Source organism: Parapedobacter sp. SGR-10 (assembly GCF_011030405.1).
In the GTDB taxonomy this organism is placed as follows: Bacteria; Bacteroidota; Bacteroidia; order Sphingobacteriales; family Sphingobacteriaceae; genus Sphingobacterium.
The window spans coordinates 75,205-101,529 of the sequence record NZ_JAAJTJ010000013.1 but is presented as its reverse complement, the minus strand read 5'-3'; the positions used below and the strand labels follow the sequence as shown (position 1 = coordinate 101,529).

At 42.2% G+C, this 26,325-nt stretch carries 23 protein-coding genes and 1 tRNA gene; 14 read left to right on the top strand and 10 right to left on the bottom strand.

What is annotated here, in order from left to right:
* From G5B00_RS11015 to fsa, 4 genes are all read right to left on the bottom strand, one after another.
* Positions 1 to 360, bottom strand: a 360-nt coding sequence (locus G5B00_RS11015; protein WP_163874961.1) for a hypothetical protein, incomplete at its 3' end; no start/stop codon positions are given.
* A gap of 79 nt (positions 361 to 439) precedes the next feature.
* Complete coding sequence (locus tag G5B00_RS11010) at positions 440 to 1,168, bottom strand: DUF4595 domain-containing protein (protein WP_163874958.1); 729 nt, start codon at positions 1,166 to 1,168, stop codon at positions 440 to 442.
* Positions 1,169 to 1,300: 132 nt separating this feature from the next.
* A complete protein-coding gene (locus G5B00_RS18340; RefSeq protein WP_163874955.1) occupies positions 1,301 to 2,128 on the bottom strand; it encodes a helix-turn-helix domain-containing protein in 828 nt (275 codons plus the stop codon).
* Between the two features lie 148 nt (positions 2,129 to 2,276).
* A complete protein-coding gene (fsa, locus tag G5B00_RS11000) occupies positions 2,277 to 2,936 on the bottom strand; it encodes a fructose-6-phosphate aldolase (RefSeq protein WP_163874952.1) in 660 nt (219 codons plus the stop codon).
* A gap of 239 nt (positions 2,937 to 3,175) precedes the next feature.
* Here fsa and G5B00_RS10995 point away from each other — a divergent pair, with 239 nt between their 5' ends.
* Positions 3,176 to 4,399 carry an MFS transporter gene (locus G5B00_RS10995; RefSeq protein WP_163874951.1) on the top strand — a complete coding sequence of 408 codons (1,224 nt, stop codon included), beginning with the start codon at positions 3,176 to 3,178 and terminating at the stop codon, positions 4,397 to 4,399.
* 26 nt (positions 4,400 to 4,425) lie between these two features.
* Here G5B00_RS10995 and ispG read toward each other — a convergent pair whose 3' ends face one another.
* Positions 4,426 to 6,426 (bottom strand): (E)-4-hydroxy-3-methylbut-2-enyl-diphosphate synthase, encoded by a 2,001-nt coding sequence (gene ispG, locus G5B00_RS10990; protein WP_163874947.1) that lies wholly within the window; start codon positions 6,424 to 6,426, stop codon positions 4,426 to 4,428.
* 55 nt (positions 6,427 to 6,481) lie between these two features.
* Positions 6,482 to 7,393 carry a LiaF transmembrane domain-containing protein gene (locus G5B00_RS10985; RefSeq protein WP_163874944.1) on the bottom strand — a complete coding sequence of 304 codons (912 nt, stop codon included), beginning with the start codon at positions 7,391 to 7,393 and terminating at the stop codon, positions 6,482 to 6,484.
* A 270-nt stretch (positions 7,394 to 7,663) separates the two neighbouring features.
* Between G5B00_RS10985 and G5B00_RS10980 the strand changes: the two genes are divergently transcribed.
* The 4 genes from G5B00_RS10980 (at position 7,664) to G5B00_RS10965 (ending at position 11,094) form a co-directional block, all read left to right on the top strand.
* Positions 7,664 to 8,398 carry an MlaE family ABC transporter permease gene (locus tag G5B00_RS10980; RefSeq protein WP_163874942.1) on the top strand — a complete coding sequence of 245 codons (735 nt, stop codon included), beginning with the start codon at positions 7,664 to 7,666 and terminating at the stop codon, positions 8,396 to 8,398.
* 10 nt (positions 8,399 to 8,408) lie between these two features.
* Positions 8,409 to 9,164 carry an ABC transporter ATP-binding protein gene (locus G5B00_RS10975; RefSeq protein WP_163874939.1) on the top strand — a complete coding sequence of 252 codons (756 nt, stop codon included), beginning with the start codon at positions 8,409 to 8,411 and terminating at the stop codon, positions 9,162 to 9,164.
* A 133-nt stretch (positions 9,165 to 9,297) separates the two neighbouring features.
* Entirely contained in the window at positions 9,298 to 10,416 is a 1,119-nt protein-coding gene (lpxB, locus tag G5B00_RS10970) for a lipid-A-disaccharide synthase (protein ID WP_163874936.1), read from the top strand.
* A 45-nt stretch (positions 10,417 to 10,461) separates the two neighbouring features.
* Positions 10,462 to 11,094 (top strand): hypothetical protein, encoded by a 633-nt coding sequence (locus G5B00_RS10965; protein WP_163874932.1) that lies wholly within the window; start codon positions 10,462 to 10,464, stop codon positions 11,092 to 11,094.
* A 65-nt stretch (positions 11,095 to 11,159) separates the two neighbouring features.
* Here G5B00_RS10965 and G5B00_RS10960 read toward each other — a convergent pair whose 3' ends face one another.
* Positions 11,160 to 13,937 carry a hypothetical protein gene (locus G5B00_RS10960; RefSeq protein WP_163874929.1) on the bottom strand — a complete coding sequence of 926 codons (2,778 nt, stop codon included), beginning with the start codon at positions 13,935 to 13,937 and terminating at the stop codon, positions 11,160 to 11,162.
* A 641-nt stretch (positions 13,938 to 14,578) separates the two neighbouring features.
* Here G5B00_RS10960 and mgtE point away from each other — a divergent pair.
* From mgtE to G5B00_RS18400, 3 genes are all read left to right on the top strand, one after another.
* On the top strand, positions 14,579 to 15,958 hold the full coding sequence (gene mgtE / locus G5B00_RS10955) for a magnesium transporter (protein ID WP_163874926.1): 1,380 nt from the start codon (positions 14,579 to 14,581) through the stop codon (positions 15,956 to 15,958).
* A 113-nt stretch (positions 15,959 to 16,071) separates the two neighbouring features.
* Positions 16,072 to 16,145: transfer RNA gene (locus G5B00_RS10950), tRNA-Asn, on the top strand.
* A 33-nt stretch (positions 16,146 to 16,178) separates the two neighbouring features.
* Complete coding sequence (locus G5B00_RS18400) at positions 16,179 to 16,481, top strand: GIY-YIG nuclease family protein (protein ID WP_163874923.1); 303 nt, start codon at positions 16,179 to 16,181, stop codon at positions 16,479 to 16,481.
* Between the two features lie 152 nt (positions 16,482 to 16,633).
* Here the strand turns inward: G5B00_RS18400 and G5B00_RS10940 are convergent, their stop codons facing one another.
* Positions 16,634 to 18,112: a PLP-dependent aminotransferase family protein gene (locus G5B00_RS10940; protein ID WP_163874920.1), complete on the bottom strand. Its 1,479-nt coding sequence runs from the start codon at positions 18,110 to 18,112 to the stop codon at positions 16,634 to 16,636.
* A gap of 200 nt (positions 18,113 to 18,312) precedes the next feature.
* Here G5B00_RS10940 and G5B00_RS10935 point away from each other — a divergent pair, with 200 nt between their 5' ends.
* The 6 genes from G5B00_RS10935 to G5B00_RS10910 all read left to right on the top strand — a co-directional run bounded on the left by G5B00_RS10935 (position 18,313) and on the right by G5B00_RS10910 (position 22,398).
* Positions 18,313 to 19,149, top strand: coding sequence for a sigma-70 family RNA polymerase sigma factor (locus tag G5B00_RS10935; protein ID WP_163874917.1), 837 nt, complete (start codon positions 18,313 to 18,315; stop codon positions 19,147 to 19,149).
* Between the two features lie 72 nt (positions 19,150 to 19,221).
* On the top strand, positions 19,222 to 19,566 hold the full coding sequence (locus G5B00_RS10930; protein ID WP_163874914.1) for a YciI family protein: 345 nt from the start codon (positions 19,222 to 19,224) through the stop codon (positions 19,564 to 19,566).
* Positions 19,567 to 19,721: 155 nt separating this feature from the next.
* Positions 19,722 to 20,168: a GNAT family N-acetyltransferase gene (locus G5B00_RS10925; protein ID WP_163874911.1), complete on the top strand. Its 447-nt coding sequence runs from the start codon at positions 19,722 to 19,724 to the stop codon at positions 20,166 to 20,168.
* A 53-nt stretch (positions 20,169 to 20,221) separates the two neighbouring features.
* Entirely contained in the window at positions 20,222 to 20,938 is a 717-nt protein-coding gene (locus tag G5B00_RS10920) for an AAA family ATPase (RefSeq protein WP_163874906.1), read from the top strand.
* Positions 20,935 to 21,669: a YggS family pyridoxal phosphate-dependent enzyme gene (locus G5B00_RS10915; protein ID WP_163874903.1), complete on the top strand. Its 735-nt coding sequence runs from the start codon at positions 20,935 to 20,937 to the stop codon at positions 21,667 to 21,669. The genes G5B00_RS10920 and G5B00_RS10915 overlap by 4 nt, the downstream gene beginning before the upstream one ends.
* A gap of 3 nt (positions 21,670 to 21,672) precedes the next feature.
* Complete coding sequence (locus G5B00_RS10910) at positions 21,673 to 22,398, top strand: type 1 glutamine amidotransferase (protein WP_163874900.1); 726 nt, start codon at positions 21,673 to 21,675, stop codon at positions 22,396 to 22,398.
* Positions 22,399 to 22,590: 192 nt separating this feature from the next.
* On the opposite strand, the gene G5B00_RS10905 is transcribed toward G5B00_RS10910, so the two are convergent.
* Both G5B00_RS10905 and G5B00_RS10900 read right to left on the bottom strand, forming a co-directional pair.
* Positions 22,591 to 23,856, bottom strand: a complete 1,266-nt coding sequence (locus G5B00_RS10905; RefSeq protein WP_163874897.1) for a DUF4374 domain-containing protein — start codon at positions 23,854 to 23,856, stop codon at positions 22,591 to 22,593.
* Positions 23,857 to 23,894: 38 nt separating this feature from the next.
* The gene (locus G5B00_RS10900) at positions 23,895 to 26,150 is read right to left on the bottom strand and encodes a TonB-dependent receptor (protein ID WP_163874894.1); all 2,256 of its coding nucleotides are present in this window, start codon (positions 26,148 to 26,150) and stop codon (positions 23,895 to 23,897) included.
* Between the last annotated feature and the right edge of the window lie 175 nt (positions 26,151 to 26,325).

The window sequence follows — 26,325 nt, the reverse complement described above, 5'->3', positions numbered from 1 at the left end:
GGTATTGATCCAATCGGTACCCGCCTCGTTAAATTCTATGCGCTTATTGGTGACAAATCCGTTATTGTTGAGTGTATAGGTTGTTTGTGAAAAAAATGCCCCGCCAACTGTTGTATGCACCACGGCTGTATTGCCGCTGTATTCGTATGTACGGGTGGTACTTCCGACCGTTACCTTGCTTATCTTGCCCTCTTGATTATAGCTGATATGGAAGAGCAGGCCTTCTCCACCGGCCGTGACGATGCGGCATATAGGTTCTGGATTATCCTTGTTTTTTTTGGAACAAGCTGTTGTGAGGATTAGACACAGCAACAGGATTCCGACTGGTAATGTGTTGCTTTTCGTAAGTATTGTTTTCATCTGTTTAAATTATTTATTGAGTGTAAGCTTTCAATGGCATAAATGAACTCGTTACACTCGGTTTTTACTTCATTTTGTATTAATCACACTGATACTGATAATTTACGATATCGGCCAATGTACCGCGTTGCATGGTCATGTTCGTGATCTTTCCGTCCTGATCCTCCGTGTACATCACCGATATAGTGGAGCTGCCAACCGTTAATGATTTTACGGCATTCTTCGGCCTGTACACTTTCATGCCATCATGCTCGAATATTTCCTGATAGTAGAAGTAGTCACCGGGCTGTGTGGGTTTGTCGCTATAATATTCAAGCGCACCTGCATCGGGCTGTATGTTGCCGTTGGCCCATGAGAATGTCGCTATGGTGGGTGATCCGCCTGTGGAATTGGTATATGTGATTTTTATGAGTTGTGTCCCTCCGTTATACAGAAACTCCGCATTGCTCCACTCCGTACCCGTCTCGTTGCGTTCTTCTCGTTTATTGGCTACGAATCCGTTGCTGTTGAGCGTATAGATGTTTTTTTGCACGAATGCTCCGCTATTTGTGATATGCACGACCACCGTATTTCCACTATATTCGTATGTGCGGGTGCTGACCGCAGTCGTTACCTTGCTTATTTTGCCCTCATCATTATAGGTAATATTGCGCGTATTTCCATCACCACTGACCGTAATAATGCGGCAGGTAGGCGTTGACGGTTCGGGATCGTTCTTTTTCTTTTTAGAGCAGGCTATCGTCAGGCTCAAGCACAGCAATAGGATACCTATGGGTAATGTGTTGCTTTTTGTAAGTATTGTTTTCATAATAATAGATATTTTATAGCCTCCGCATGAAAGCTTATAGACCTGTCTGGAAGCCTGTGATATGCAAACATACTGCAATGGTAGCGCTGACCATTGTAAAAAAGCGCAAATTTATGTATAGGTTAATACCCGTTAGAAGGAAGGATAGGTGAGGCCGGCACTATCTGAGTTTTCGGTGCTCAGATGTCTTTGGGAAGGGGTATATCCGAAGAAACGCTTGAATTCATGAATGAAATGAGACTGATCAAAATAATCAAAACGTTCGACGATCTCCATCCAATCCGTTTGTTCGGAATTTTGAAGCTGTTTGTAAGCCTGGTTAAAGCGGATAATCCGGCTGAACGTCTTGGGTGAGAGCCCCACCTGTTCTTTGAAATACTGTTCCATCGAACGTTTTGACATGCAACTCATCCTGTTCAGCTCTTTGATGGGCAAAGTGCCACTGTGCGCCATGATTTTTTGACAAATAAACGAGACCCTGCCAGATTGTTTATCTGTATTTTGTCCCAATCGCATCAATAACCATTCCTGAAGTATCCTGAGGACAGCCAGATGATCGTGAGATTGATCTTCCAATTTTGCAAGCACCTCATTGATCTGATGCCCTAACAATGTGTTTAGGGAAGAGCATGCATTCGTCAACAAATCCTGTGGAATACCCAATAAGCGATAGGCTCCGTGTGGACGAAACAATACATATACCAGGGACAAAGACGAAGTGATAACGTGCTGGTGTTGCTCTATCTGCCCCATGAAGTTGAAACGAACAAAGTCTTTCGCTTGTTGGGAACTTTGGAAATAAGCAGATTCCCGGAGGACAAAAGCTATATAGCTGGATCCAACAGGAAAAAAATCAATACGTTGTAGATTGTTGTTTTTCCTCGCATCCGTAGATGTGTAAACAATTCCCTGAACATACGGTTGCAAGGCTATGTGCGGTGTGTACAACTGAAACTGCACTTTGATCTTCTTTTAGTGACAATCAAAATAAAAGTAGGGAAAATAATTGAAAGTATGAAAAGTCTATCAGAAACCCCGGATGATCGGGAGCAATTGGTATAAGCATTTAAATAACCCGGGGATGAATTTCCCGGGTTATTAATAAAGTTTACTTTCCGGCTGCTTTGGCATGGTCTGCCAGAAATTGTGCCAGCCCGCTGTCCGTCAATGGGTGTTTCAGCAAAGCCGTGATAGCAGATAGTGGTCCCGTCATGACATCTGCACCGATCTTGGCGCAACCCAGAATGTGCGAACTGTTGCGTACAGACGCTGCCAATATTTGTGTCTCAAATCCATAGTTGTCATAGATCAGCCTGATCTCTTCGATCAATCCTAACCCATCAACGGAAATGTCATCCAGTCTGCCGATGAACGGTGAGACATATGTCGCACCTGCTTTGGCGGCCAATAATGCCTGACCAGCAGAGAATACCAACGTACAGTTAGTCTTGATGCCTTTCTTACTGAAATATTTGATGGCTTTGACACCGTCCTTGATCATCGGTACCTTGACCACGATCTTTGGATCCAATGCTGCCAAAGCTTCGCCTTCTTTGATCATCGTTTCATAATCTGTACTGATCACCTCGGCACTGACGTCACCGTCAACGATTGCGCAGATGGCTTTGTAATGGTTGATAACGTTTTCTTCTCCGGAGATACCCTCTTTGGCCATCAGGCTTGGGTTGGTGGTCACACCATCCAAAACACCTAAATCCTGTGCCTCTTTGATTTGCGCCAGATTGGCCGTGTCAATAAAAAATTTCATGTTTATGTTTGTTGAATTTTGATAAATTAAAACTATCTTATCTTTGATACGTTACAAACTTAGATAATTCCGTTTTGATATGCAATTTAATTGTAGTCCTATCAAAGAGGAATTATCGACTCTCCTCTGCCGTTGAAGAGAAATTCTAGAGGAATGTGATGTTTATTTTGGTATTCTTTTAATCTGTGATTAAGCCACAGACTAAAAAGAATACTGTTTTTTTAGACATTAAAACAATAATGGAATTATTTAGATCGCTTCAATATCCCAATTTTCGGCTGCACACTATCGGGCAGTCTATTTCGCTATTGGGGACCTGGATGCAGCGTATAGCGATCAGCTGGTTGGTGTATAGGTTGACGGAATCGGTCTTCTTATTGGGGTTTGTTTCTTTCGTTTCACTCTTGCCGTCATTGGTGCTGTCTCCTTTTATCGGCAGTTTTGTCGATCGTCGGTCAAAGTACAGACTGGTCGTGATGACGCAGGTATTGCTCATGTTGCAGGCAGGTATATTGACCCTCGTTGTTTTTATGGGCTGGGCTACAGTATGGTGGCTGTGCGTACTTGGTTTTGCTCAAGGCGTGATCAATGCTTTTGATGTCGTGTCTAGACAGGCTCTGTTGGTGTCTCTGGTCGATCAGAAGAAAGATTTGCCCAATGCCATCGCATTAAACTCCTCCGTGTTCAATGCGGCCCGTATGGTCGGCCCGGCAATCGGAGGGGTATTGTTGAGTATGTATGGCGAGCAGGCGTGTTTTTTGGTTAATTTTTTGAGTTTCGTGCCTGTGCTCACGACACTTTCTATGATGAAGGTAGTCGAAAAAGCGCCTACGAATCCCAAAGGATCTTCCAATTGGCAAGGCTTGTTGGATGGATTTGATTATCTGAAGCGTTCGCCCCATTTGGCCTCGTTGATTATCATCATGACCTGTTCGAGCCTATTTGTGATACCTTACACTTCGTTATTGCCAGCTGTGGCCAAAGACTTATTTAAAGGAGATGAGACAACGTTTTCCTGGTTTGAGAGTGTGGCTGGCTTTGGAGCGATGTTGGGTGCGATACAGATGGCCAGGTTGAAGTCGGGGGAGAATCTCCGGTACAGGGTTATGTTTTCTGCATTCATGATGGGGACTTCTCTGTTGCTGTTGGCTTATGCACATTACCTGCCGTCGGCACTCTTTTTTACGGGGGCTGTCTCTTTTGCCATGATGATGCAGAATTCCAGTATCAATACCTATATACAGACACATGCTATGTCTGCATACCGGGCACGTATCATGTCTTATTATGTGATGGCTTTTCAAGGTGTCTTTCCGATAGGGAGTTTATTGATCGGTTCCGTCGCCGATACGATCGGTATCAAAAGTACACTCTATGTCATGGGAAGCATGGGGGTATTGATCGCGGTATGCTATTATATCTATCTGCGCCTGCATATTCAAAGGAGGTTGTTTAAGATGTAGACGTAGAGACGCAATGCATTGTGTCTCTACGTCTCTACATCTTCCACCCACAAACCGTCATTTTTAATAATATCGATCAATTCGTCGAGGGCATGGGCCGAACTGACGTTCCTCTTGACGACTTCCTTGCCTCGGTAGAGTGTAATCTTATCTGGTCCTGCACCGACATAACCGTAATCGGCATCGGCCATTTCACCGGGTCCATTGACGATACAGCCCATAATGGCAATCTTGAGTCCTTTGAGGTGGTTGGTACGGCTGCGAACCATTTGTGTCGTCTCCTGTAGATCGAACAGGGTCCGGCCACAGCTCGGGCAGGAGATGTATTCGGTCTTGGATATACGAGAGCGTGTGGCCTGTAGGATGCCAAATGAGAGAGAAGCAATCTTGTCTGTCGGTGTAGCCGGAGAATCTATCCACACACCAGAACCCAGACCGTCGATCAATAATGCCCCCATATCCGTCGCAGAATAAAGCTGTAGCTTGGAGATCGGTTCTTCGGGACTCATGATATCTCCGATGGGACCCGAAAAATCTTCTGCTTTGTAAGATCTTTTGATAATGACCGGATTGTCCAATCCTATTGCTTGTATATTGGCAAAAAACTGCCGTTGATCGGCCATACCATGAGGATGGCTGGTTTCCAATATGAAAACAACCGTAGGGTCATTTTGCAATAAGCCGAACGCTTCGCTGCCTAAGAGATCGTTGGAAATATGTACCAGATTCAGCACAGGATCCTTGGTTTGTGCCTGGTTGAATTCCTCCAAGCTGAAAACAGGGTGTATATTCGTTTTGTTTATGAGACCTAGCCAAGTGTTGTAATTATAAAGTTGCTTGAGGTTGCCCGGCATGGTAAATGAAGGCAACTGATCCGCCAGATACACAAAATCTACGGATTGGTCTCCCATATGATATTTATCGTTGAGAGCATCATACTTATAGCCCACATCAGATAATACAAAGGGATCTTTAAGGTTTCTGGCCGAAATATCCACGACCACACGCGGAACAAGTGATCCCCCGACAAAGGTGTTGACCTCTTTAGAGATATAAGGCTTGGTTTGACTATCTTCGGACAGGACCAATATGTCTCTGTCCTGACGGGTTTCTATCTTACGGCGTACATATCGATTGACCAAAGCTATAGCTACCGGGGCTTCAAGCTCGGGTTCTTCGGTAAGGGAGACCCTGACGGTGTCCCCAAGTCCGTCTTCCAGTAGCGTGCCTATCCCAACGGCTGATTTGATACGTCCATCTTCGCCATCACCGGCTTCAGTCACACCCAAATGTAAGGGGTAATTCATCTTTTCGGCAACCATCCTTTCGACCAATAGCCGATAGGCCTGTATCATCACGCCGGGATTGGAAGACTTCATCGACACAACGAGGTTGTAGTAGTGTAGGTCTTCACAGATGCGCATGAATTCCATAGCGGACTCGACCATACCTTCGGGTGTATCGCCATAACGGCTCATGATGCGGTCGGAGAGCGACCCGTGATTGGTTCCGATACGCATAGCTGTGCCGTATTCTTTGCAGATGTTGACCAATGGGGCAAACTTTTTATAGATACGTTCCAGCTCGGCCTGATAAGCGGTATCTGTATAGTCGATCTGATCAAACTTCTTTTTGTCGGCATAGTTGCCGGGATTGATACGTACTTTTTCGACGATACGGGCAGCGACCTCGGCAGCATTTGGTGTAAAGTGGATATCAGCTACCAGTGGCACTTGATATCCGCGGACACGGAGTTCCCTCTTTATGTTGGCCAGGTTTTCGGCTTCCTTGATGCTTGGGGCAGTGATACGTACGTACTCACAGCCGGCGTCGACCATACGGATGGCCTGTTCGACCGAGCCCTGTGTATCCATCGTGTCTACCGTGGTCATGCTTTGAATACGGATGGGATAGTCTCCACCCATTGGCACATCGCCTATATGCACTACCCTGGTTTCGAAACGTGAATACGTCAGCTTTGAATTGCAGTACTTGCCCGGTAATAGTATTGTATTTGTCGCCTCCATGCTGTAGGCAAAGTTAGGGATTTATCTAGTTATATTTATGGGTTCTGTCAAGTTATTACAGTTCCCTATTAATCGAAATAGAGTTGGCTGCACCCGTAATTTTCAATATATATTTGTTGGCGGAGGTGTCGTAGTTTTCTGTTTTGTAGTGATCGCCGCTTTTGGTAAAGCCATCCAATTTTTTGCTGGATAGGACACTTTCGTGTTCGATCAAGCAGGCAGCATCTTTGGGAAGCGTGATCTTACAGGAGGAAGCGGCTGTATTGATTTCTATGACCGATGTTTCCAATTGGGGCATGCCGAGACGAAGGGTTAATGCTGTCGCTCCAGAGTTGATCTCCAGGTTGGAAAATTTGTAAGCGGAAAGATCGCCCGTAAAACTGGATGCCCCCATATTAAATTCTAAATTCCAAACAGGTGCTTGGTGTAGTGCTAGGTGAATGGTGTTTTTGCTGTTATTACCTTTGCTGTTGACACCGATCAGTTCGATTTCTTTTTTCGGTGTATCGGTCACTCTTTCTAATTTAATCCTTGCAGCACCGTCAGTGCCGGATGCCTGAATCAGATTGTCGGTAGGAAGGCTATCTAGTATAAGGGTAGCTGCACCCAAGTCGAATATCAATGAGGCTTCTGCTACAGAATCGGTAAAGGGGAGTATGACTACTTCTTGTAAGCCTATAGTATCTTTTAGCCCTTCGTATTTGGATAGCAGATCAAGCTTTAGGCTGGACTTTGACGTCAGTCCAATATACAGTAGAAAGAGACACATAACAATATTGACCCCAGCAGATATCAAAGGGCCATTTGGTCTGTTTTGTAGAATAATGTTGATGCCAATGGATATGATGAGTAGGGGCCAATAGTCCAACATTGCATAAAAATTGAAGCGAATGACCTCAAAATTGTGCAGCAGAATGATGATGCCGAAAAAAATAAACCAAACCCCTGTTCCGATCTTTTTACTCATACCGTGTTAAATATACCATTGTTAATCTAAAAGTAAAAATTATCTACGCTGCAAAATTACCGAATCATTGGGCTTGCTGTCAAGGCAAAGGTTGTGGTTGGTCTTAATCTTTCGGTCAATGTGGGTTTTTGATCGGTGTGTTTTACATTAGTTTAAAAAACAAATCCACCTTTTTACCGTTACCATATAGGTCTGCAAAAAATATCATACAAATTTTGAACGGGCAAGAAATTAAATATGTATTTTAGCGTATTAAGTCAAAACTGATATATGTTTTTTTTTCATTTTGGTGAGTACATTCTGTTGTTGAAGAAGGTTTTTAAGAAACCGGAGAAGTGGAAGATCTACTGGCGTGAGATCCTGCACGAAATGACCGAGATAGGCGTAGGGTCTGTAGGGCTGATCATCATTATCTCTACGTTCATAGGTGCGGTTATGACGATGCAGATAGCCTTTCAGTTGGTGTCCGACTTGATTCCCAATTCTGTGATCGGACAGATCAACCGGGACTCCAATATTTTGGAACTAGGTCCTACAATATCGGCTTTGGTATTGATGGGCAAGGTCGGTTCGTCCATATCTTCGCAGATCGGCTCGATGCGCGTCACAGAGCAGATCGATGCTCTGGAAATCATGGGCATCAATGCGGCGGGCTATCTTATCTTGCCAAAAGTCATTGCGGGTGTAATCATGGTGCCTGCTCTGGTCACTGTAGCGATATTTTGTGCGCTTATCGGTGGTCTGGTTGGTGGCTCGGCGACAGGTGCGGTCAGTCCCAACGATTATATCCTGGGTATCCGGGATTCGTTCAATGGGTTTACGGTAGCCGTGGCGATGGTCAAGGCTTTTGTGTATGGCTTTTTCATTACGTCCATCCCTGCCTATAAGGGGTTCTTTGTGCGTGGCGGTGCATTAGAAGTGGGGCAGGCAGGCACAAAGGCGGTAGTGGTCGGTTGTATTGTGATTTTGGCCAGTGACTACCTGATCACGGCTATGATGTTGTAAGGTGTAAGGAATGATAGAGATCAAAAATATAAGCAAGTCTTTTGGCGAGAATACCGTGTTGAAGAATATCGATGCTGTCTTCGAACCGGGAAAGGTCAGCTTGATCATCGGTGGTTCGGGCTCGGGCAAGAGTACCCTGTTGAAGTGTATAGTCGGCTTGCACAAACCCGATGAGGGGCAGGTTTTTTTCGACAAGCAGGAATTTACCAAGATGGACTTTGAAGAGAAGATACCTATACGAAAGGAAATAGGTATGCTGTTTCAGAATTCAGCCTTATTTGATTCCATGACGGTAGAGCAGAATATTGTGTTTACATTGGACATGTTCAGCGAGATGAGCCGAAAGGAAAAAGTCGAACGGGCCAATTTTTGTTTGGAAAGGGTCAATCTGGCGGGCAAGAATAAGCTGTATCCGGCTGAACTTTCGGGGGGGATGAAAAAAAGGGTAGGTATAGCCCGAGCTATCAGTATGAACCCCAAATATCTTTTTTGTGACGAACCTAACTCCGGTCTGGATCCGGCAACTGCTATCTTGATCGATGAGCTGATACAGGAATTGACCGAGGAATACCAATGTACGACCATTGTAGTCACGCACGATATGAATTCGGTCATGGGAATAGGAGAATACATTATGTTTCTCTATGGCGGTCAAAAATTTTGGGAAGGTACGAACGAGGATATATTGCGTTCGGATGTGCAGGAGCTGAATGATTTTGTATTTGCCAGCCCGTTGATGAAAGCTGCGAGGGAAGTGATTAAGTAGGGGCAAAAGATCTTTTGCCCGTACTGTGTAATTTTATTTTTTCTTGTTTGTGGAATCTTCCTGTCTTTTGCATCCATGTTCAAAGAATGGTTATCTTTAACCGGTATTAAGGTTGAAGTTTTAACAATAACACATGAAGTATTATTTGATAGCAGGAGAGACATCGGGAGATTTGCATGGGGCAAATCTTATCAAAGCACTGCGGCAGGAGGATACAGAAGCTGAATTTCGTATCGTGGGTGGAGACCAAATGGCACTTGCTGCGGAGCAACAGCCGTTGATACATGCTTCCGAAATGGCTTTTATGGGATTCGTGGAGGTCGTCAAGAATTTGGGTGCGATTTCGAGGAATCTCAAAAAAGTAAAAGAAGATCTCCTTCGGTACAGGCCTGATACCGTAATCCTTATCGATTTTCCGGGCTTCAATATGAAGATAGCTTCTTTTGCCAAGAGGCACGGCATCCGCGTGTGTTATTATATATCACCCAAGATATGGGCCTGGAACCAAGGGCGGGTGCACAAGATCAAGAAAGTCGTTGATCATATGTTTTGTATCCTTCCGTTTGAAGTCGATTTTTACCGACATTTTGGGATGGAAGTCGATTATGTGGGCAATCCGTTGCTGGATGCTATTGATGCATATGAATTTAATCCCAATTTTATCTCCGATAATGGTCTGGGAGACGATCCGATTATTGCTCTGCTTCCCGGAAGCCGCAAGATGGAAATCGAACAGCTTCTGCCCGATATGATGGAGATGTACTATGCCTTTCCAAAGCACCAATTAGTCATTGCGGGAGCACCTAATTTTGACGAAGAATACTATAGGCAATTTACCGGAACATTGGATATTCCTGTTGTCTTTGGCCAAACGTACGACCTACTCAAACATGCAGAGGCTGCAGTCGTGACTTCGGGAACCGCAACTTTGGAAGCAGGTATCTTAAAGGTGCCGCAAGTCGTTGTATATAAGGCCAACCCATTGACTGTCATGATTGCCCGGAAGCTTATCACGGTACGTTTTATCTCTTTGGTCAACCTCATCAACGATTATCTGTCCGTTATCGAACTCATTCAGAAGGATTGTAATCCTGAAGAAATCCGTGATGAGCTTGGCCGTTTGATCGGTGAATCCGAACATCGCGCGAGTGTATTGGAAAATTATGAGGTACTGGCGGAAAAATTGGGAAAACCGGGCGCATCGAAAAAAGCTGCGGGATTGATCGTTCGTTATCTGAAAGAAGGAGATTAAACTTTATGGGGATACATATATTCTAACGAAAAGAAAGGAGTTGTTATGAAAACTTGGATAAGCACATTGTGTTTTTGTTTGGTGACATTGCTTACGGTGTCAGGACAGACAAATACGCAACATTTTGATAAGCTCGTGCTCAAGAAAAAAGAAAAGAAGATGTTTTCCGATAGGGATTCATCCAGCGTGGTGTATATCGATACATTGATTATGAAAGATAAGTCTTCTTTGCAGTTTTTTGGAAAAAAGGATGTGAAGCTCGTGGTCAAGCATGCCGAAATAGACAACCAGGCCATGATAATGGGACAAGGTGGACAAAATAACGGGTCCAACTTTGATATAGCGGTCAATTTCCAAAAATTGGGCTCGCTGTATATCATTGCCAGAGGGCAGGATGCAATGAATGGGACAAAGACATTCCCGAATGGGGATGCGGGTAATGTGACCTTGACCTACGATTCTGCAGGAATAACGCCTCAAAGTACGGACAAAAAGGCAAAAAACTACGTGTTGACGGATGTTACGCCAGGTGGATTGCACGTTACCCCCAGTGCAGAGTTAAATAATATTTATGGTATGATTGCGCGGGCTCCACAAGGGCTTAGAGGTCTTCCCCAGGGACAGATATATTCCGGTTCTCCTGGGAAAGAAGGAAAAGTTGTGATAAAAGGTAAGTAGAGACGCGATTATCTTCGATGAGCTCGCTACGCTCGGTTAATCGCGTCTCTACAAGATATATCCTCTCAATACGAGTAACTGATCGAATAGGTCGGGACTACTGTTTGTCTAGCCTTGGCATCGTGTATATAGGTCAGCCGTCCGGCAAGGGAAAACAGGGGTAAGGGATATTTGAAGAAATTCATGTCTAGGGATAGCCCTATCCCAGTTGTTTTTGGTGTCCAATCTGCACTTTCGAGATTTTGATAGTTGGCAGAGAAGTCACCTCTGATGCGCTTGATGTAAGCTAATGAACCGATAGACCAATCGGGATAAGCGACAGGGAATCTGTAATTCATCAATAAAGTGTTTTTTAAGTAGAGGGTAGGATAGAAGCTGAAACCTTCGGGCAGAGGGATATCATTGTTAGGTGTGTATCTACCGGATTTTTCCTGTATGGAATAACGGACTTGGAGGCCGTGATTGAGTAGGATACCGGGGAAATAAAAGTTTGTCCTAAAAGACCAGGCTGCTCCTTTTTGATCGGCATCAAATGGTATATGTCTGTAAGTAAAGCTAAAATTCTGCCCCCATCGCGGTGTTAGGTCCATACTGCTCATCGTATGATTTCGGTTGAGGTAAATCTGGTAATTCAGCGGAAATGATACAGAAGTGTGGAAATTTTGGAGATTGGATAGGCTGACGTTGTAACGTTGCAGATAAGAGGTCGCAAAGTTGACCCCATAGCTGTAAGTGTAGTGTCGTCTGTAGATCGAGAATGGAAGCTGTATATTGGCAGAAACAGCATGTTCGCGCCAGTCGAAGCCGGTGTAAGAGCCGTCCGGATTTTTTGCCTGATCGATTTGTCCATAATTTCGGTACGACAGGCTGAATTTTGGATAGTACCGCTGATAGCTGATTTCGGCAGAATAGATGCTTTTGCGGATGTCCATATCGTATTCGTACCCTAATTTAACCTGTGTGGTGTTCAAAACATCGTTGGAGAGCCAAAATAATCCAGGGCGCAGGTTGTCAAAACTCTCAAAGTCATTGCCACTAAGGGTAAGGCTGTGAAAATTGATGCTATGGGCTGTCACGTGATAGTCTTTGATGTCATAGCTTCGGCCATTGTCTACGGCAGGATCAAAACGAAAGGCATTTTGACGAGGATATAGCGCTTGTACAGGGGCTGGGGATACGGAGTCGGCGTCTATATGGTCAAATGATGTTTGGTTTATTTTGTAACCTGTAGCCATATAGTCATTGTACCATAGTGTATCGTCCTGTACAGAAGGATTGAATGCACCATGAGTAGCATGCGTAATTCTTGAAATGCGACCATTGTCCAATTGGTATATATCGTCCTGTGCATTGTAATTGGCCTTGTAGATGATTTTATTCCCATGGTAGATGGGACGTTCGTACTGTATATTGTTCCATTCGAACAATGTTTTGATCTCTTTTGTGTTTAAATTTATTTCCACGAGATTAGTTCCTTTTTTACCTAGTGCTATAGCTACGATTTTATGTCCGCTCTTGTGGTATTGGGGTTGTTGGATTTGCAAATCTTCTGGCATGGGAATAGAGGTTTTGATTTTTCCCGTTTTGCTATCCAATAGAATCAATGAACTTTTGTTTGCCAAATCGATTTCTACGCAGGCTATGGTTTGTAGGTTGGGAGACAGCGTAGGGGTATAGTATCGGGTTTTGTGGGTCAGCGCTTTGATTTTTTGTGTTTGGAGATCATAGATATTGATGATGTTGTATGTTTGTTTTTGGAAACGGGGATCTTTTCTGAGTTCGTCCCAGACAATCAAGTGATCGTGGATATGAAAGTAGGGCATGATTTGCCTGCCGACTTTGATAACTTTTTTTTCTTTCATGTCTTTGCTTGGATCAAGGTAGACAATAGTTGGAACCTTTTGTCGACTGTCTTTTAGAACGTATATTTTTTGATCTACAACCTGTGGAATGTAGTAGTCTGTAGCGTAGCGATCAGTGAGGGGAAAAGGACGGGCTGCTGTTGAGTCTACGTGGTCATTCCATGACTGTTGAAGGTGCAGCATCGTGGTGTCAAATAATTGATTACCTCTCATGCCGCTATGTTTTTTTAGGGCGCGCTGAAAGTTGAATGGACGTAATAATTTTCCGTTCATCTCGTCAATGATCTTGCCATGGATGAGTGTGTCTCGTTCAAACAATTCACTGACCATAAGGTAACCGATGGTGTAATAACTAGGAACTATATCCTTGAATGACCCGTGTACATATTTGTTGAAACCGTAGTTTCTTCCAGACAATATATTGGCTCGAACGGGCATATTCCAAGAGCTTAGTCGGCCACGGCCTCCGGTAGAATAGATCGTCTCATGGAGGACAGCATCTCCTTCAAAATACCAGGACGGTAGGTTGAGTCCGAATAGTGCCAAGGCCAATTGTTGGAAAAAAGACCCTTTTAATTTTCCTGTCAAATTGTCAAATTGAGCAACATGCCGACTTTCATGTAGTGCTAAATTGGGCAGCCATTCCTGATTGTCGGCGATAGCCGGTGGGGTAGAGTAGAGCTCTGATTTACGCGGAGCAAGCATCACAAAACCGTTGGGTTGGACATGATGGGTTTGAACAATGAACGGAATTTTGGAGGTAGGTCGTTTGAAATCACGGCTTACTTGATCCAAAAAATGTTCCAGTTGCATAGCGAGGTTAGGAGCTTGTGCGCTGAATTCTTGAGGGAAAATTAAGGTTATTTTTTCCGTGCCGATCTGTTTCCATTTTATGTTGAAATGCGCTTGGGAATTGTCAAATACCTGACAAAAAATAGATATTGAATATATAGTTAATATAAATGATATTAAATATCTCATTATAAATATGTTGATTTGTTTATATTATGTGTTTTACTGTTGTTGCTAAAAAAATTAGTTTGTTTTTGCTATTATATATTTATTAAAAGATTATATATAATGTCATAAATATTTGAATAAAAGTTTGTTATTATTTTATTTAAAATCAGAAAAACTGTTTGTTTTTCCAATTAAAAACCTTATTTCGTGATGTTAATCTTATATTATTATGCTGTGTCTAATGTATTACTTTTAATTGATATATTTCCTATGCGAGTGTAAAAAAGTATGGATTAAGCGATCTCCTCTCCTACATGCCCAATGGCTGTCTTTAATTTTTTATGGCTCTAATTTTTTGCAGATTTGGGGATTCAGCTCTGGTTTTCGTGAGCGGGCAATCCGGGGAGAAATAGCATACATGTGTGTCTCTTTCTATCGTGGAATATATAAGCTGATCCATGGCCTTCGGATTGCTTATGATCCTCTCTATTCGGGGCTTTCTCCGTATGATTTGTAGGATGTCATATTGGCAGATTAGGAGTTCGAAAATAATTTTATTCTATTCCTAAAAAACCTTATATTTTTTCGATTAAAAAAACGACTTTTGCAACAACAAAAAATCATTGCATAACATGTAGGATTAAAAATCTAGGAGGGTGCTTATGGAAGAATTGGACATGACAGTTGCGCATATCGAGCAGTTGATCGCAGAGAATAATCTGAGCGAACTGGAGAATTTTCTGAACGAACTGAATATTTCGGATGTAGAAGAATTGATTGACGAGCTTCCCGAATATGGCCCGCTTTTCCTGGAGACCTTAAGCCTAAAACGAGCAGTCAATGTTTTTCGTATCCTGGATTTTCCCACGCAGGAACGTATATTCAAAAAGCTTTCAGCTGCCAAGATACGTGAGATCATCAACGAGATGCCTCCTGATGACCGGACATCTTTTTTCGGGGAATTAAAGGGGGATGTGGTCAAGCGTTTGATCATCATGCTCCCTCCCCAAGAGCGTAAAGAAGCATTGTCTCTATTGGGATATCCGGAAGATAGTGTCGGACGTCTGATGACACCGGATTACATTACGGTCAAGGAGCATTGGACGATTGCACGTATATTGGAGCATATCCGGAAATATGGAAATGCTTCGGAGACGATCGATGTGCTATACGTCATTGACAACGAAGGTAAACTTATCGATGATATTCGTATCAAGGATATTCTTTTGGCGGATCCGGATACCAGGGTCGGCGAACTGATCGACAATCGGCTCATTTCCTTAAATGCCAACGACCCACAGGAAGAAGCGGTGACGGTATTCCGTATGAACAATCGTGTGGCTTTGCCTGTAGTAGATGAGCAGGGGATCATGCTGGGTATCGTGACCATAGATGACATCCTTTGGGTGGCTAATGAAGAGTATACCGAAGATATGCAGCGTTTCGGGGGTACGGAGGCACTGGACGAGCCCTATTTGGATGTATCTATTATGCATCTTGTCAAAAAGCGTGCGGGGTGGTTGATCGTACTGTTCTTGGGACAGTTGTTGACGGCTACTGTCATTGAGCATTTTGAAGCCCAATTGGCTACGGTGGTGTTCTTGTTTGCCTTGATGCCATTGATTATATCCAGTGGAGGAAATAGTGGCTCACAAGCGTCTACATTGATTATCCAGGCTATGGCCTTGGGAGAGGTAACCATAGGAGATTGGTGGCGGGTGATGAAAAGGGAGGTAATCTCCGGTACTATTCTGGGCGTTATATTGGGTACATTAGGTTTTTTCCGAATTGCTACCTGGCAATTTTTTACACATACATATGGTGAACATTGGATGCTGGTAGGTTTGGTGGTATGTCTGTCCCTTATCGGAGTTGTTTTGTGGGGGTCGTTGACCGGATCGATGTTGCCCTTCTTGCTTAGACGTCTTGGGGCAGACCCGGCAAGTTCGTCGGCCCCTTTTGTATCGACCTTGGTGGATGTGACCGGATTGATCATTTATTTTACTTTTATCACGGTGATTCTGTCTGGCGTGCTGCTATAAATTATTCTTGTTGGCAATGAATGACTTGTGGTGTTTTTGAAAAAAATATTTGCATAACAGCCTTAAACTTCCGATACTTGCATCACGAAAAGCAGATAGTGCTTTTTAAAAATTCCTGAATAGCTCAGCAGGTTAGAGCATCTGACTGTTAATCAGAGGGTCGCTGGTTCGAGCCCAGCTTCAGGAGCAAAGCCATAGCAGTCGCTGTGGCTTTTTTGTTATGGCCTATTATCTTTACATATTGTATTCTGAGTCATCGGACAAGTACTATATCGGACAGACAAACGATGTGGAAGGTCGTTTGTTAGCACATAATTCGTCTGATAGAAAGACCTATACTTCAAAACATAGACCTTGGGTTTTATTAAAGAGTTTTACCTTTCCAGATAGGTGTACTGCTATGCTTGTTGAGAAGACAGTGAAGAAAAAGAAAAGTAGACGAATTATTCAAGAAATAATAGCTGATATTCACACTTCGGAAGAGTTGTTGGATTTTCTTGGCTTAAATAGCTCAGCAGGTTAGAGTCCCGATTTATCGGGATTAATCAGAGGGTCACTGGTTCGAGCCCAGTCTGAGGAGCAAAGAGGCTGTCTAAAAAGCCTTTTTAAAAAAAGGCTTTTTAGACAGCCTCTTTTCATTTCTATATGTTTTACGTGTATATTTAATATTCTGCCTTAGACTTGCGTTGAAGTATCACCGTTACAACTGATTTTCTCTAATCCCATTTTCAGAGCCTCAACAGCCTGTGTCAATTCTGTTTCGTCCATAGATGCGAAGCCAAACCGGAATGCGTTTTGTTCCGCATCCCACCTTATAATTTTAAACTGCGTATTGGCAACAAGTCGGGCAATAGAATAGCCGGGGTTGAGTTTTACCCAGATAGCCATTCCGCCTGTTGGCAACGTATAAGAAACGGATTTGCCCAATTTTTCTTTCAGCAACGCATCTAAAAAATCCCTGCGTTCGTGATAGCATTTTTTTGATTTCTTCAGATGCCTTTTAAGTTCATCCTCTTTTATCAATGTAGCCAAAGCATTCTGCATATAGCCATCACCGCCCATGTCTATTATTTTTCTGAAAGCGGTGCATTGTTCAATAAAATTTTTCGGAGCGACCATAAAACCAATGCGCAAAGCAGGGTCTAAAATTTTGGAAAAAGAGCCTATATAAATCACGTTTCCGTTGTGGTTGCCACTTGCCAAAGGCAGGTAAGGCGAAGATGTATAATGATAATCGTAGTCGTAATCATCTTCGATAATGGCAAACGAAAACTGTTTGGATAGTTCCAATAATTTTACCCGCCTTTCCACGCTTAACGTTACGGTTGTAGGGTAATGATGATGCGGAATGACATACACGGCATCAATTTTTTTTCGCTTGCATATCCTTTCAATGACATCTGTATCAATACCCTTATCATCTACATTCACCTCGATGATTTTCGCTTCGGTTTCTTCAAAGGTTTTATTGGCAACAGGATAATTAGGCTTGCCTACAATGATTTTGGACGAATGCCCTAAAAGCAGTTGAGCAGATAAATAAATACTCATTTGTGCGCCGTGGGTAATCAGAATATTATCCACCGAAATATTTAGCCCCCTTGTTACCGACAGGTAATTGACCAGCTCTTCCCGGAGCTTCAAAGTTCCCTGCGCTGTTCCGATGTTTGCATTTTTAATAGCATACTTTTTTGAAGTAAGCGAGCGGTATGTTTTCAATAAATCATCTATTGGCGACAATCTTACGTCAGGGTGTCCGTCATCAATGATAATATCGGGATAAGAAGCCACATTTTTGCTAATGGTATTTTCTTCTACAATCCTAAAAGGTATGCTTAAATCATTTTCGTAAGGTGTTAATATATCAGGTTCGCCCCATTTTTGAGGTTTCAGCAAAGGGATATGCCCCGAAACGGCAACGTGCTTTCTTGGAACAATCGTAATCCAATCTTGTGCTTCTAGTTCTTCATAACCTGCAATTACGGTCTTTCGGTGCACGCCCAACGTTTTAGCCAATTCACGGCTACTTGGCAAATGCGTTTCTGCTTTCAAAGTACCGTTTCTAATAGCATTGATGATTGATATAGCAATCTGCCTGTAAACAGAGATTTTGCTTTCTTTATCTATAATAATGATGTGTTCGTATGGCAACATTGTGGACTGCCTTTTATCTATAAATTGGACTACAAAGATAGTCCTATTAAAATCTAAATTTGCAATTTCAATTAAATTTTGTTTGGGCGTGTCCCTTTGCATTTTTGCCAATGCGAAACGCAAAAACAATACAGTTGAAACATTTTCTCAAAACCTGTCACATTATTACCTTTGAAATTGTCTAACTCTAAAATCCAAAAATGGACGACTTAAACACATTGAACAAAAAACTGTTCCCTTATGCTTACAACATTTTGGGAAATATTGACGATAGCCAAGACGTAATTCAGGACGTTTTAATAAAATTCAATGAAAAAGAGGTCAGTTCAATTTCTAATCAAAATGCGTATCTGATAAAATCGGTCATCAACCAAGCCATAAACCTAAAAAAGAAAAACGACAGAGAAAGGCAACAAAAAATTGTGTTACCCGAACCAATCGTTACCAATCAAGGCGAAAGCAAAATTGAATTAGACGAAATACTTAACTATTCAATGTTCGTTTTACTCGATACTTTGAATACCAAAGAAAGAGCCGTTTTTTTGCTCAAAGAAGCGTTTGATTACGAACACGATGAAATCGCTGAAATATTAGAAATTTCGGTAGAAAATTCCCGACAAATCCTCACAAGAGCCAAAAAGAAACTGAAATTGTGGAAACCCGAAATCGCAACTTCGTCTGCAAAAGACCGAAAATATTTAGAAAAATATGTGTCCGCAATCCGTAAAGGCGATGTCAAAACGTTGGAGCAAATGCTGTCTGATGAAGTGCAGGTTTTGGCAGATGCAGGAAATAAATTACAAGCTATTGCTGAACTGACTTCGGGAATTGACAACACCATTAAACTGATGACCTACGTTTATGAAAATCATCAAAAAGACCTTCAAATCAAAATCGAAGAAATCAATCATCAATCTGCATTACTGTTTTACAGAGGTACAACCTTGATAAATTGTCAAATATTTGAATTAAACTCAAACGGAAAAATCACAAATATTTTTTCTGTCGTTGACCCCGAGAAATTGATGAAAATTTAAAAATTTCTCTACTTTCTGTCACGTTCCGCAATTTGAAATTGTCTTACAAGAAATAATTAAATTTTATAGACAATGAAAGAATTTGTATTGATTTTCAGATTAAAAGACATTTCCGATTTCAGACCAACACCTGAACAAATGCAGGAACGTATGAATTGGTTAGCAGGAATTTCTTCACAAAGCAAATTGGTAAACAAAGGCAACACGCTTTTGCCATTTGCAGGAAGTGCAAAAATCGTAAAGTCCAACAAGGAAGTGACAGACGGCGTTTACACCGAAAACAAAGAATTTGTTAGCGGTTATGTTGTGGTAAAAGCCGAAACCATTGATGAAGCGGTAGAAATCGCAAAAGCTAATCCGATTTTTGACCAAGTAGGCGGAAACATTGAAATAAGGGAAGTTTTGAAAAGAGATTAGCATTTAACAAAACAACAAATTAAGCCCCGAATTTTTTGGGGCTTTTTTCTTTTAATCAGAAACTCATGTGGACTACCTTTTATCTCCGAATTGGACTACAAAGATAGTCCTATTGAAAATTAACTTTGCAATTTCAATTAAACTAATTTAAAGCAATGGAGTACAACATCAAAAAAGTAGGGTTAAACGATTTAGACACAACAGCAGAATTATTTAACCGCTATCGGGTTTTTTACCGTCAGGCAGACGATTACGAAAAGTGCAAACAGTTTATTAAGGAACGATTGGACAACGATCAATCAAACATTTTTGTCGTGTATGCAGACGACAAAGCAGTTGGTTTTGTTCAGTTGTACAAACTCTATCATTACATCAAATTGGCAAAGCAATGGTTATTGAGCGATTTGTTTGTTCATCCCGATTACAGAGGTAAAGGACTATCGGTAGCATTGATAGACAGGGCCAAACAATGGTGCGATGAAACCGGAGCTTGCGGATTGATGCTCGAAACCGAAAAAACAAACGACATAGGCAACAAATTATATCCACGTTGTGGTTTTGAATACGATGGTAATCACAATTATTACTATTGGTGGAAATAATATAAATGGTGGACTTAATCGGTAACTTAGCATATTGAAATGAAAAGGATAGTATGAACGTATTTGATCTGATCATAAACGACAAAGAACAGGTATCATTAAATGATATATTCCTTGATGAAGCTAACAAGCAAAAGTTTGAACAGCTTATTAAAGAGCATAAATATATTGAGGAATTAAGCCGATACGGACTGCCTGTAAATAACAAAATATTGCTTCACGGCAGTTCGGGTTGTGGCAAAACAATGACCGCCAAAGCCATTGCAAACGCATTGGGTAAAAACATTCTAATACTCAATCTGAGCAATGTAATTTGTTCACGCATTGGCGAAACATCACAGAACATCAAGCAAGTATTCGATAAAGCAGGCAGGGAAAAAGCGGTTTTGTTTTTAGATGAATTTGACCAGATCGGAAAAGCAAGGGGCAACGATGATAAGGACGTAGGCGAAATGCGAAGATTGGTAAACACCTTGATACAGCTGATAGACTACTTTCCCGAAAAAGCATTGTTGCTATGCGCGACGAACCACCCCGAGATTATTGATACGGCATTGACGAGGCGGTTTCAGTTGCGGATAAATTTTGAGATGCCTTCGAAAGAAATATTGGACAAGTATTACGATAAACTGTTATCCCGTTTTCCACAGGAATTCCAGCTTATAGAACGTAGGTACAATATCTCCTATGCAGAGGCGCAAGACCACACCTTTACGTTGATGAAAGCCGCACTGATCAAAGAACTGGAAGAAAAACAAATAGAAGCATGAACGAAGATATTCTCCGTAATATAACTATCATTCAGGAGCGGATCAATAAAGCTTGTAAGGAAAACGGCAGGAACCCTGACGAAGTAAAATTACTGTTAGCAACTAAAACCGTACCTGCCGAACGTATCAAAATTGCATTAAAGGCAGGACATACATTGATAGCCGAAAACAAAGTACAGGAGCTCAAAGAAAAATATGAAGCATTACAGGAAATTCCCCATACCAATCATTTTATCGGACATTTACAGACGAATAAGATCAAAGACCTTTTGAAATATAATGTGTCCTGCATTCAATCATTGGACCGCCTGGATCTGGCAGAAAAATTGCACCAACGGTTACAGTTTGAAAACAAAACCATGGAAGTATTGATACAGGTAAATACTTCCTTTGAAGAAAGCAAATTTGGTGCAAATCCCGATAATGCTATTGAATTGGTAAAACAGGTTGCGCAGTTGGAAACCCTGAAAATAAAAGGCTTGATGACCATAGGTCTGTTCAGTGCCGAAACGGAAAAGGTGCGTAAATGTTTCCGCTTGCTCAAGGATATTCAACAGCAAATCATAGCTTTAAACATTCCTAATGTAGAAATGCAGGAATTGTCCATGGGAATGAGTAGCGATTTGGAGACCGCCATTGCAGAGGGAGCAACCATTATACGAGTAGGTACAGCTATTTTCGGACAAAGGATTTACCCCGATAGCTATTATTGGAATGAGCATAAAGATTAAGCAATGAACGTACATTTTATTCAACACGAAACATTTGAAGCGCCCGGAGCTTATCTGGAATGGGCAAAGCAAAGAGATCATAACATTACGTTTTCAAAGGTATTTGAAAACCAGCCCATACCCGAAACAGCAGAAGATATTGATTTGCTTATCGTAATGGGCGGGCCTCAAAGCCCCGATACAACGCAGGAAGAATGTCCCCATTTCAACGCAAAAGCCGAGATTGCTGTCATACAAAAATGCATTCAGGCAGACAAAGCCGTTGTAGGTGTTTGCTTGGGGTCTCAGCTCATTGGCCAGGCATTGGGTGCTAAATTCGAGCATAGCCCCGAAAAAGAAATCGGCGTATTCCCGATACAGCTTACAGCAGATGGATTGAAAGACGAAAAAATAAATCATTTCGGCTCAACCCTGCCTGTCGGGCATTGGCACAACGATATGCCAGGCCTTACACCTCAAAGCAAAGTATTGGCAACGAGTGCAGGTTGCCCAAGACAGATTGTCGCATATAACAATTTGGTTTATGGCTTTCAGTGCCATATGGAGTTTACACAGGAAACAGTTGAGTTGCTTATTGCCGAAGAAGTGGATTTTTTGACTCATAACACCACACACAAATTTGTTCAAAAGCCCGATGAAATCCATCATTACGATTTTAGTGAGATGAATGAAAAGTTATGGCAATTTTTGGATAAGCTTGCCGCCGAATATTTGTGTCAAGGTGAATAGAAGGGGGATAGTTACGATTGGAACGAGAATAAGTAGTAGGGGGGACTTTGCCAAAATTATCTAAATAACCCCTTGTTTGATGTAAATAAAAAAGAGGCTGTCTCCCGTTTGTTTAAGACAAACGTAGGAGACAGCCCTCTTCATAGTGATGGCGATTTGGACTTTTCAGACATCACTATTTTTATTTGTTAATTATTTACTGATCAATACCCTGTTTATGCTGGTAAAACCTCCTGCATCTACTTTTAAGGCCGGTACAGCCGTAGCGGTCTCTGCATCAAACTTGAATACAGCCCCGGGATCGGTCAAAGTATTGATCCCTATGTATCCTGTTTTACCGTCCAGAGGGGAATAATTAAAGCTATATTCCGTTGTACGATAAATTGATGCAGGTATTGCAGAGCCGGTGACCACCTTATACGAGGCATCGTATACATTGGCAATGGCAAAACTGATCGGCGTGAAGAAATACATTGTCGTTCCATAAGTATTGGGTGCGTCGCCCATGACCAATAAGAAATTGCCTTTTCCTAAGTATAATTTTTGAAAGATGTATTTTCCTGCCGATGCTTCCGTGATATTGAAGAAGTAGGATTTGTCGTATTCGGTCGTGCCTTTTTTTATTTTCATAAAGGCAACAGGTGTAGTTGTGCTGTACTGACCGCTCATATCCGGTCCGAGCTTCGTACCGATGACATACACATCTCCGTTTTCATCGACTTCCATGCCGCTTCTGAAATAGGTGCCGATAGATCCGGTACGTGCATCCCGGATGACTTTTTCCAATTTCATGTCCGGATAGCTGAAGACGGCGATATAGGAACTGTCCGGATGTTTGGTTTTGAAACCGACAGCATTTTCAATGCTCCAAAAGGGCGCAAAAACCTTATCACCGACCTGCTTGATATCCGTGAAAAACGCCATTTCATTTTTTTGTATCCCGGCAAGCTGTTTGGTGTTGATTTCACCTTGTGCTACGATTTCGAGTTTTTTAGTGTCAAATCTGTACCAGCTCATGTATTCTTCTGCCGATTGCCATGAGTTTTTCACCATCAGTATGTCATCTCCTACTGATCCGTAGGTATGTAGCGTTTCGGTTTGAAAATCGGTAACCTTTACCAACTGTTTTTCGGCATTGACTTTATAGGCAGTCACTGCGCCGGCCTGTGAACCTCCGAACATGAAACTAAAGAGCATGTTGTTTTTGACGAGGTAAGTACGGTCGGAGCCATTTTGTTCTACTCCGGCTCCGGTAGGAGAGATCACACCTTCGTCTAAGGTGCTGCTAGTCAGTAATACGTCTGCACCTGCAAGCCCTTTTTTGGTGGCCAAAATGAATATGCCTTCTCCGGGTTCTTCTTCTGTTGGAGGTTCTTCGATAGGTGTTACCGGGTCTTTGTCACAGGCACTGAATAACAGCGCGAAGAGAGCAATAAAAATGAATTTTGATGATTTCATGATATATACAATTTGGTTTTTAAATAATTCATATAGGGTTATTTATAGATAAAGTAACGCCACTTGACATAGTATGCCCTGCCGGGTTTCTGTAGACTGAAATTGTCGTATAGCCTGTTGTTTGTCAGGTTTTTGCACTCCAATGAAAGATTGTATTTTCCGCCTTTCAAGGCATACGTGATATGGACATCCTGCGCGCGCTGTCTGGGAATGACTCTCTTGGTTTCAGCGGCACCGTCTTTTGCCCAATAGAGATAGAAGGCATGTACATACAATATATTGTAGCCTATGCTCAGACGGTCTGCTTTATCGAATACATTTTTCAGAAAAATAGATGCATCCGCATTTCCGAAGAGATAGGGAATGTTGGGAATCCGTTCTTTGTACGTGTCGCTTTTGATTTGAGCGTCTACAGGTAGATCGTCACGGTATTTCTGCCTGTCACGTATATTTTGGGAAGTCATGTTAGCTCCGATCGACAGCATGTCTTTGTATGCATATCGTATTTCAGATTCCAGCCCCGTATTGGAAACTTGTAGTAAATTTCTGGCAATAATCTTATTTTCAACATTATTGAAAGCATTGTATATAAAATCCTTGGCGTAATAATAGATGCGTGTAGCGCTGACATAAACACGGTGATGGCGGGCAAAGGAGTGTGTGTAATTCAATCCTATATTGAGGTTGTCGCTCGATTCGGGCCTGATTTCCCAATTGGCTTCTTTGTTGATTACGTCGCCGAAAATATCTTCGCTTTCGGGCATACGGTTAGTCTTTTCATAAGAAGCCTTGACTTGAAAATGAGGTTTTACAAAATAAGTCGCTGCAATCCCATAGCCCAGTTTATTTCGATCTGCATCCACATCTGTGTATATCGTGTCGAGTGCATTTCCGGGTACGGTTGTGATCAAGGTAGTCTTTGCTGTTTGCGTGGTATATTTTCCAAATAGGGTTGCGCTCCATTTGTCGGCAATGGTATACTGGTAGCTCAGTCCAAGGATATTTTTGTTGGTTTTTTGAGGGACACGGTATTGTCTTTCATTTGGCGCAACCAGATTGTCTCCCTTTCGGTTAAAATGGCTGTACACATTGTTTAATGCTAGAAATTGCTTGTCATTAATGCGATAAGTAGCCGTTGCCGATGCGTTGGCAGTATTGTTGCGATACACATAATGGCTGTACCACTGTTCACCTCCTTTTCCCCGGTAGACCACGGTATCGCCTAGCCAACCGAAACGGGCATGCACTGTATCAATATTCTGTTCCTTGCCCAGATTATAGTTGGCATTCACTGTCACATTAAGTCCTTCGGTGAATAGGTCCTTTTTTTGGTATTTAAGTGTTGGCATGATAATGTTGCCTCGGGCATGCCAGGCCCCGTACACGGTGCTCAACTGCGCTCCGGTCTGTATTTCTTTGTAATACTGTCCGAGCGTCATGCCAACCAGCAATTGATCTGCCCAAGCTTTGTCTACAAAGCCGATTTTGGTTATGGCCGTTTCATTGTGGTATTGGTCATGGAAACGCTTCAATACGGAGTTGGGGTAATATTTTCCGGTGCGGATATCTGCGGCATCCACAGTGACTTTATAGTTATTGTCGGAATAATTCTGAAAAGCGTTCAATTGTACGGTAAACCCGTTTTTTGATGTAATTGCGGCATTGATATTGGTCCTGTGCGTGTTGAAAGAACCATACGAATAAGAGGCATCTATATAATTTTTCATGCGCTTGTCGGTTATGATATTGACCGCTCCGCCCAGAGCATCACTACCTAGCCATACCGGTACGACTCCTTTGTACACTTCGATCCGTTCGGCTAAGTTGACTGGGATATTGTTGATCTGAAAGGACGGTCCAAAATTGTCCATCGGAACACCGTCCAGAAAATACCGGATGCGCTTGCCGGAGAAGCCATTGATAGAAAGATCAAAATCCGACCCTACACCGCCTGTTTCCCGTAGACGTGCTCCTGGAGTACGGTCGAGTACGCGGGCGATATCCGATGTGGTATTGTGAAATCTTTTTGCATCAATGGCAACCACATTGTAGGCTTGCCGGTTGGCAAGTTGTGTAGCCGAATAACCAAGTACCGAAACTTCGGCTAATGAAGTTGTGTCATTTTTTGCTGTTTCGACGCTTGAAAGAGAGTCTGATTGTGCAAAGACAACTGCACAGTAGCACCATGTCGTGACAAGACAGAAAACTTTTTTTGATCGCCTAAATACTTTATATTCATTGCCTTTAAGCATAAACTGGTTTGTGATTATCCCTGTAAAAAGTGTTTTTAACATGCTATTTTTGATGTGTCTGCTGTTGTTCTGTCGTATCCTTTACCTTGGCTATAGGGATTGCCTTGAAAAATTTTAATTCGATCTTTTTTTATTTATACTAATTATAAATTAGTTTTGTGGAGACAAAGGTATGTCGTTTAGGTTTTGCGTATTTATGAATATGGAAGTATTTATT

Excerpts from the sequence above, each read along its gene's own strand:
- G5B00_RS10965 (WP_163874932.1), top strand. The coding sequence starts at position 10,462 with ATGAAAACTTGGATAAGCACATTGTGTTTTTGTTTGGTGACATTGCTT.
- fsa (WP_163874952.1), bottom strand. The coding sequence starts at position 2,936 with ATGAAATTTTTTATTGACACGGCCAATCTGGCGCAAATCAAAGAGGCA.
- G5B00_RS10985 (WP_163874944.1), bottom strand. The coding sequence starts at position 7,393 with ATGAGTAAAAAGATCGGAACAGGGGTTTGGTTTATTTTTTTCGGCATC.
- G5B00_RS10935 (WP_163874917.1), top strand. The coding sequence starts at position 18,313 with ATGGACGACTTAAACACATTGAACAAAAAACTGTTCCCTTATGCTTAC.
- G5B00_RS10910 (WP_163874900.1), top strand. The coding sequence starts at position 21,673 with ATGAACGTACATTTTATTCAACACGAAACATTTGAAGCGCCCGGAGCT.
- G5B00_RS10995 (WP_163874951.1), top strand. The coding sequence starts at position 3,176 with ATGGAATTATTTAGATCGCTTCAATATCCCAATTTTCGGCTGCACACT.
- lpxB (WP_163874936.1), top strand. The coding sequence starts at position 9,298 with ATGAAGTATTATTTGATAGCAGGAGAGACATCGGGAGATTTGCATGGG.
- G5B00_RS10915 (WP_163874903.1), top strand. The coding sequence starts at position 20,935 with ATGAACGAAGATATTCTCCGTAATATAACTATCATTCAGGAGCGGATC.
- G5B00_RS10905 (WP_163874897.1), bottom strand. The coding sequence starts at position 23,856 with ATGAAATCATCAAAATTCATTTTTATTGCTCTCTTCGCGCTGTTATTC.
- G5B00_RS10960 (WP_163874929.1), bottom strand. The coding sequence starts at position 13,937 with ATGAGATATTTAATATCATTTATATTAACTATATATTCAATATCTATT.
- G5B00_RS10940 (WP_163874920.1), bottom strand. The coding sequence starts at position 18,112 with ATGTTGCCATACGAACACATCATTATTATAGATAAAGAAAGCAAAATC.
- G5B00_RS11010 (WP_163874958.1), bottom strand. The coding sequence starts at position 1,168 with ATGAAAACAATACTTACAAAAAGCAACACATTACCCATAGGTATCCTA.
- G5B00_RS10920 (WP_163874906.1), top strand. The coding sequence starts at position 20,222 with ATGAACGTATTTGATCTGATCATAAACGACAAAGAACAGGTATCATTA.
- G5B00_RS10925 (WP_163874911.1), top strand. The coding sequence starts at position 19,722 with ATGGAGTACAACATCAAAAAAGTAGGGTTAAACGATTTAGACACAACA.
- G5B00_RS10975 (WP_163874939.1), top strand. The coding sequence starts at position 8,409 with ATGATAGAGATCAAAAATATAAGCAAGTCTTTTGGCGAGAATACCGTG.
- G5B00_RS18400 (WP_163874923.1), top strand. The coding sequence starts at position 16,179 with ATGGCCTATTATCTTTACATATTGTATTCTGAGTCATCGGACAAGTAC.
- G5B00_RS10900 (WP_163874894.1), bottom strand. The coding sequence starts at position 26,150 with ATGTTAAAAACACTTTTTACAGGGATAATCACAAACCAGTTTATGCTT.
- ispG (WP_163874947.1), bottom strand. The coding sequence starts at position 6,426 with ATGGAGGCGACAAATACAATACTATTACCGGGCAAGTACTGCAATTCA.
- G5B00_RS10930 (WP_163874914.1), top strand. The coding sequence starts at position 19,222 with ATGAAAGAATTTGTATTGATTTTCAGATTAAAAGACATTTCCGATTTC.
- G5B00_RS10980 (WP_163874942.1), top strand. The coding sequence starts at position 7,664 with ATGTTTTTTTTTCATTTTGGTGAGTACATTCTGTTGTTGAAGAAGGTT.
- mgtE (WP_163874926.1), top strand. The coding sequence starts at position 14,579 with ATGGAAGAATTGGACATGACAGTTGCGCATATCGAGCAGTTGATCGCA.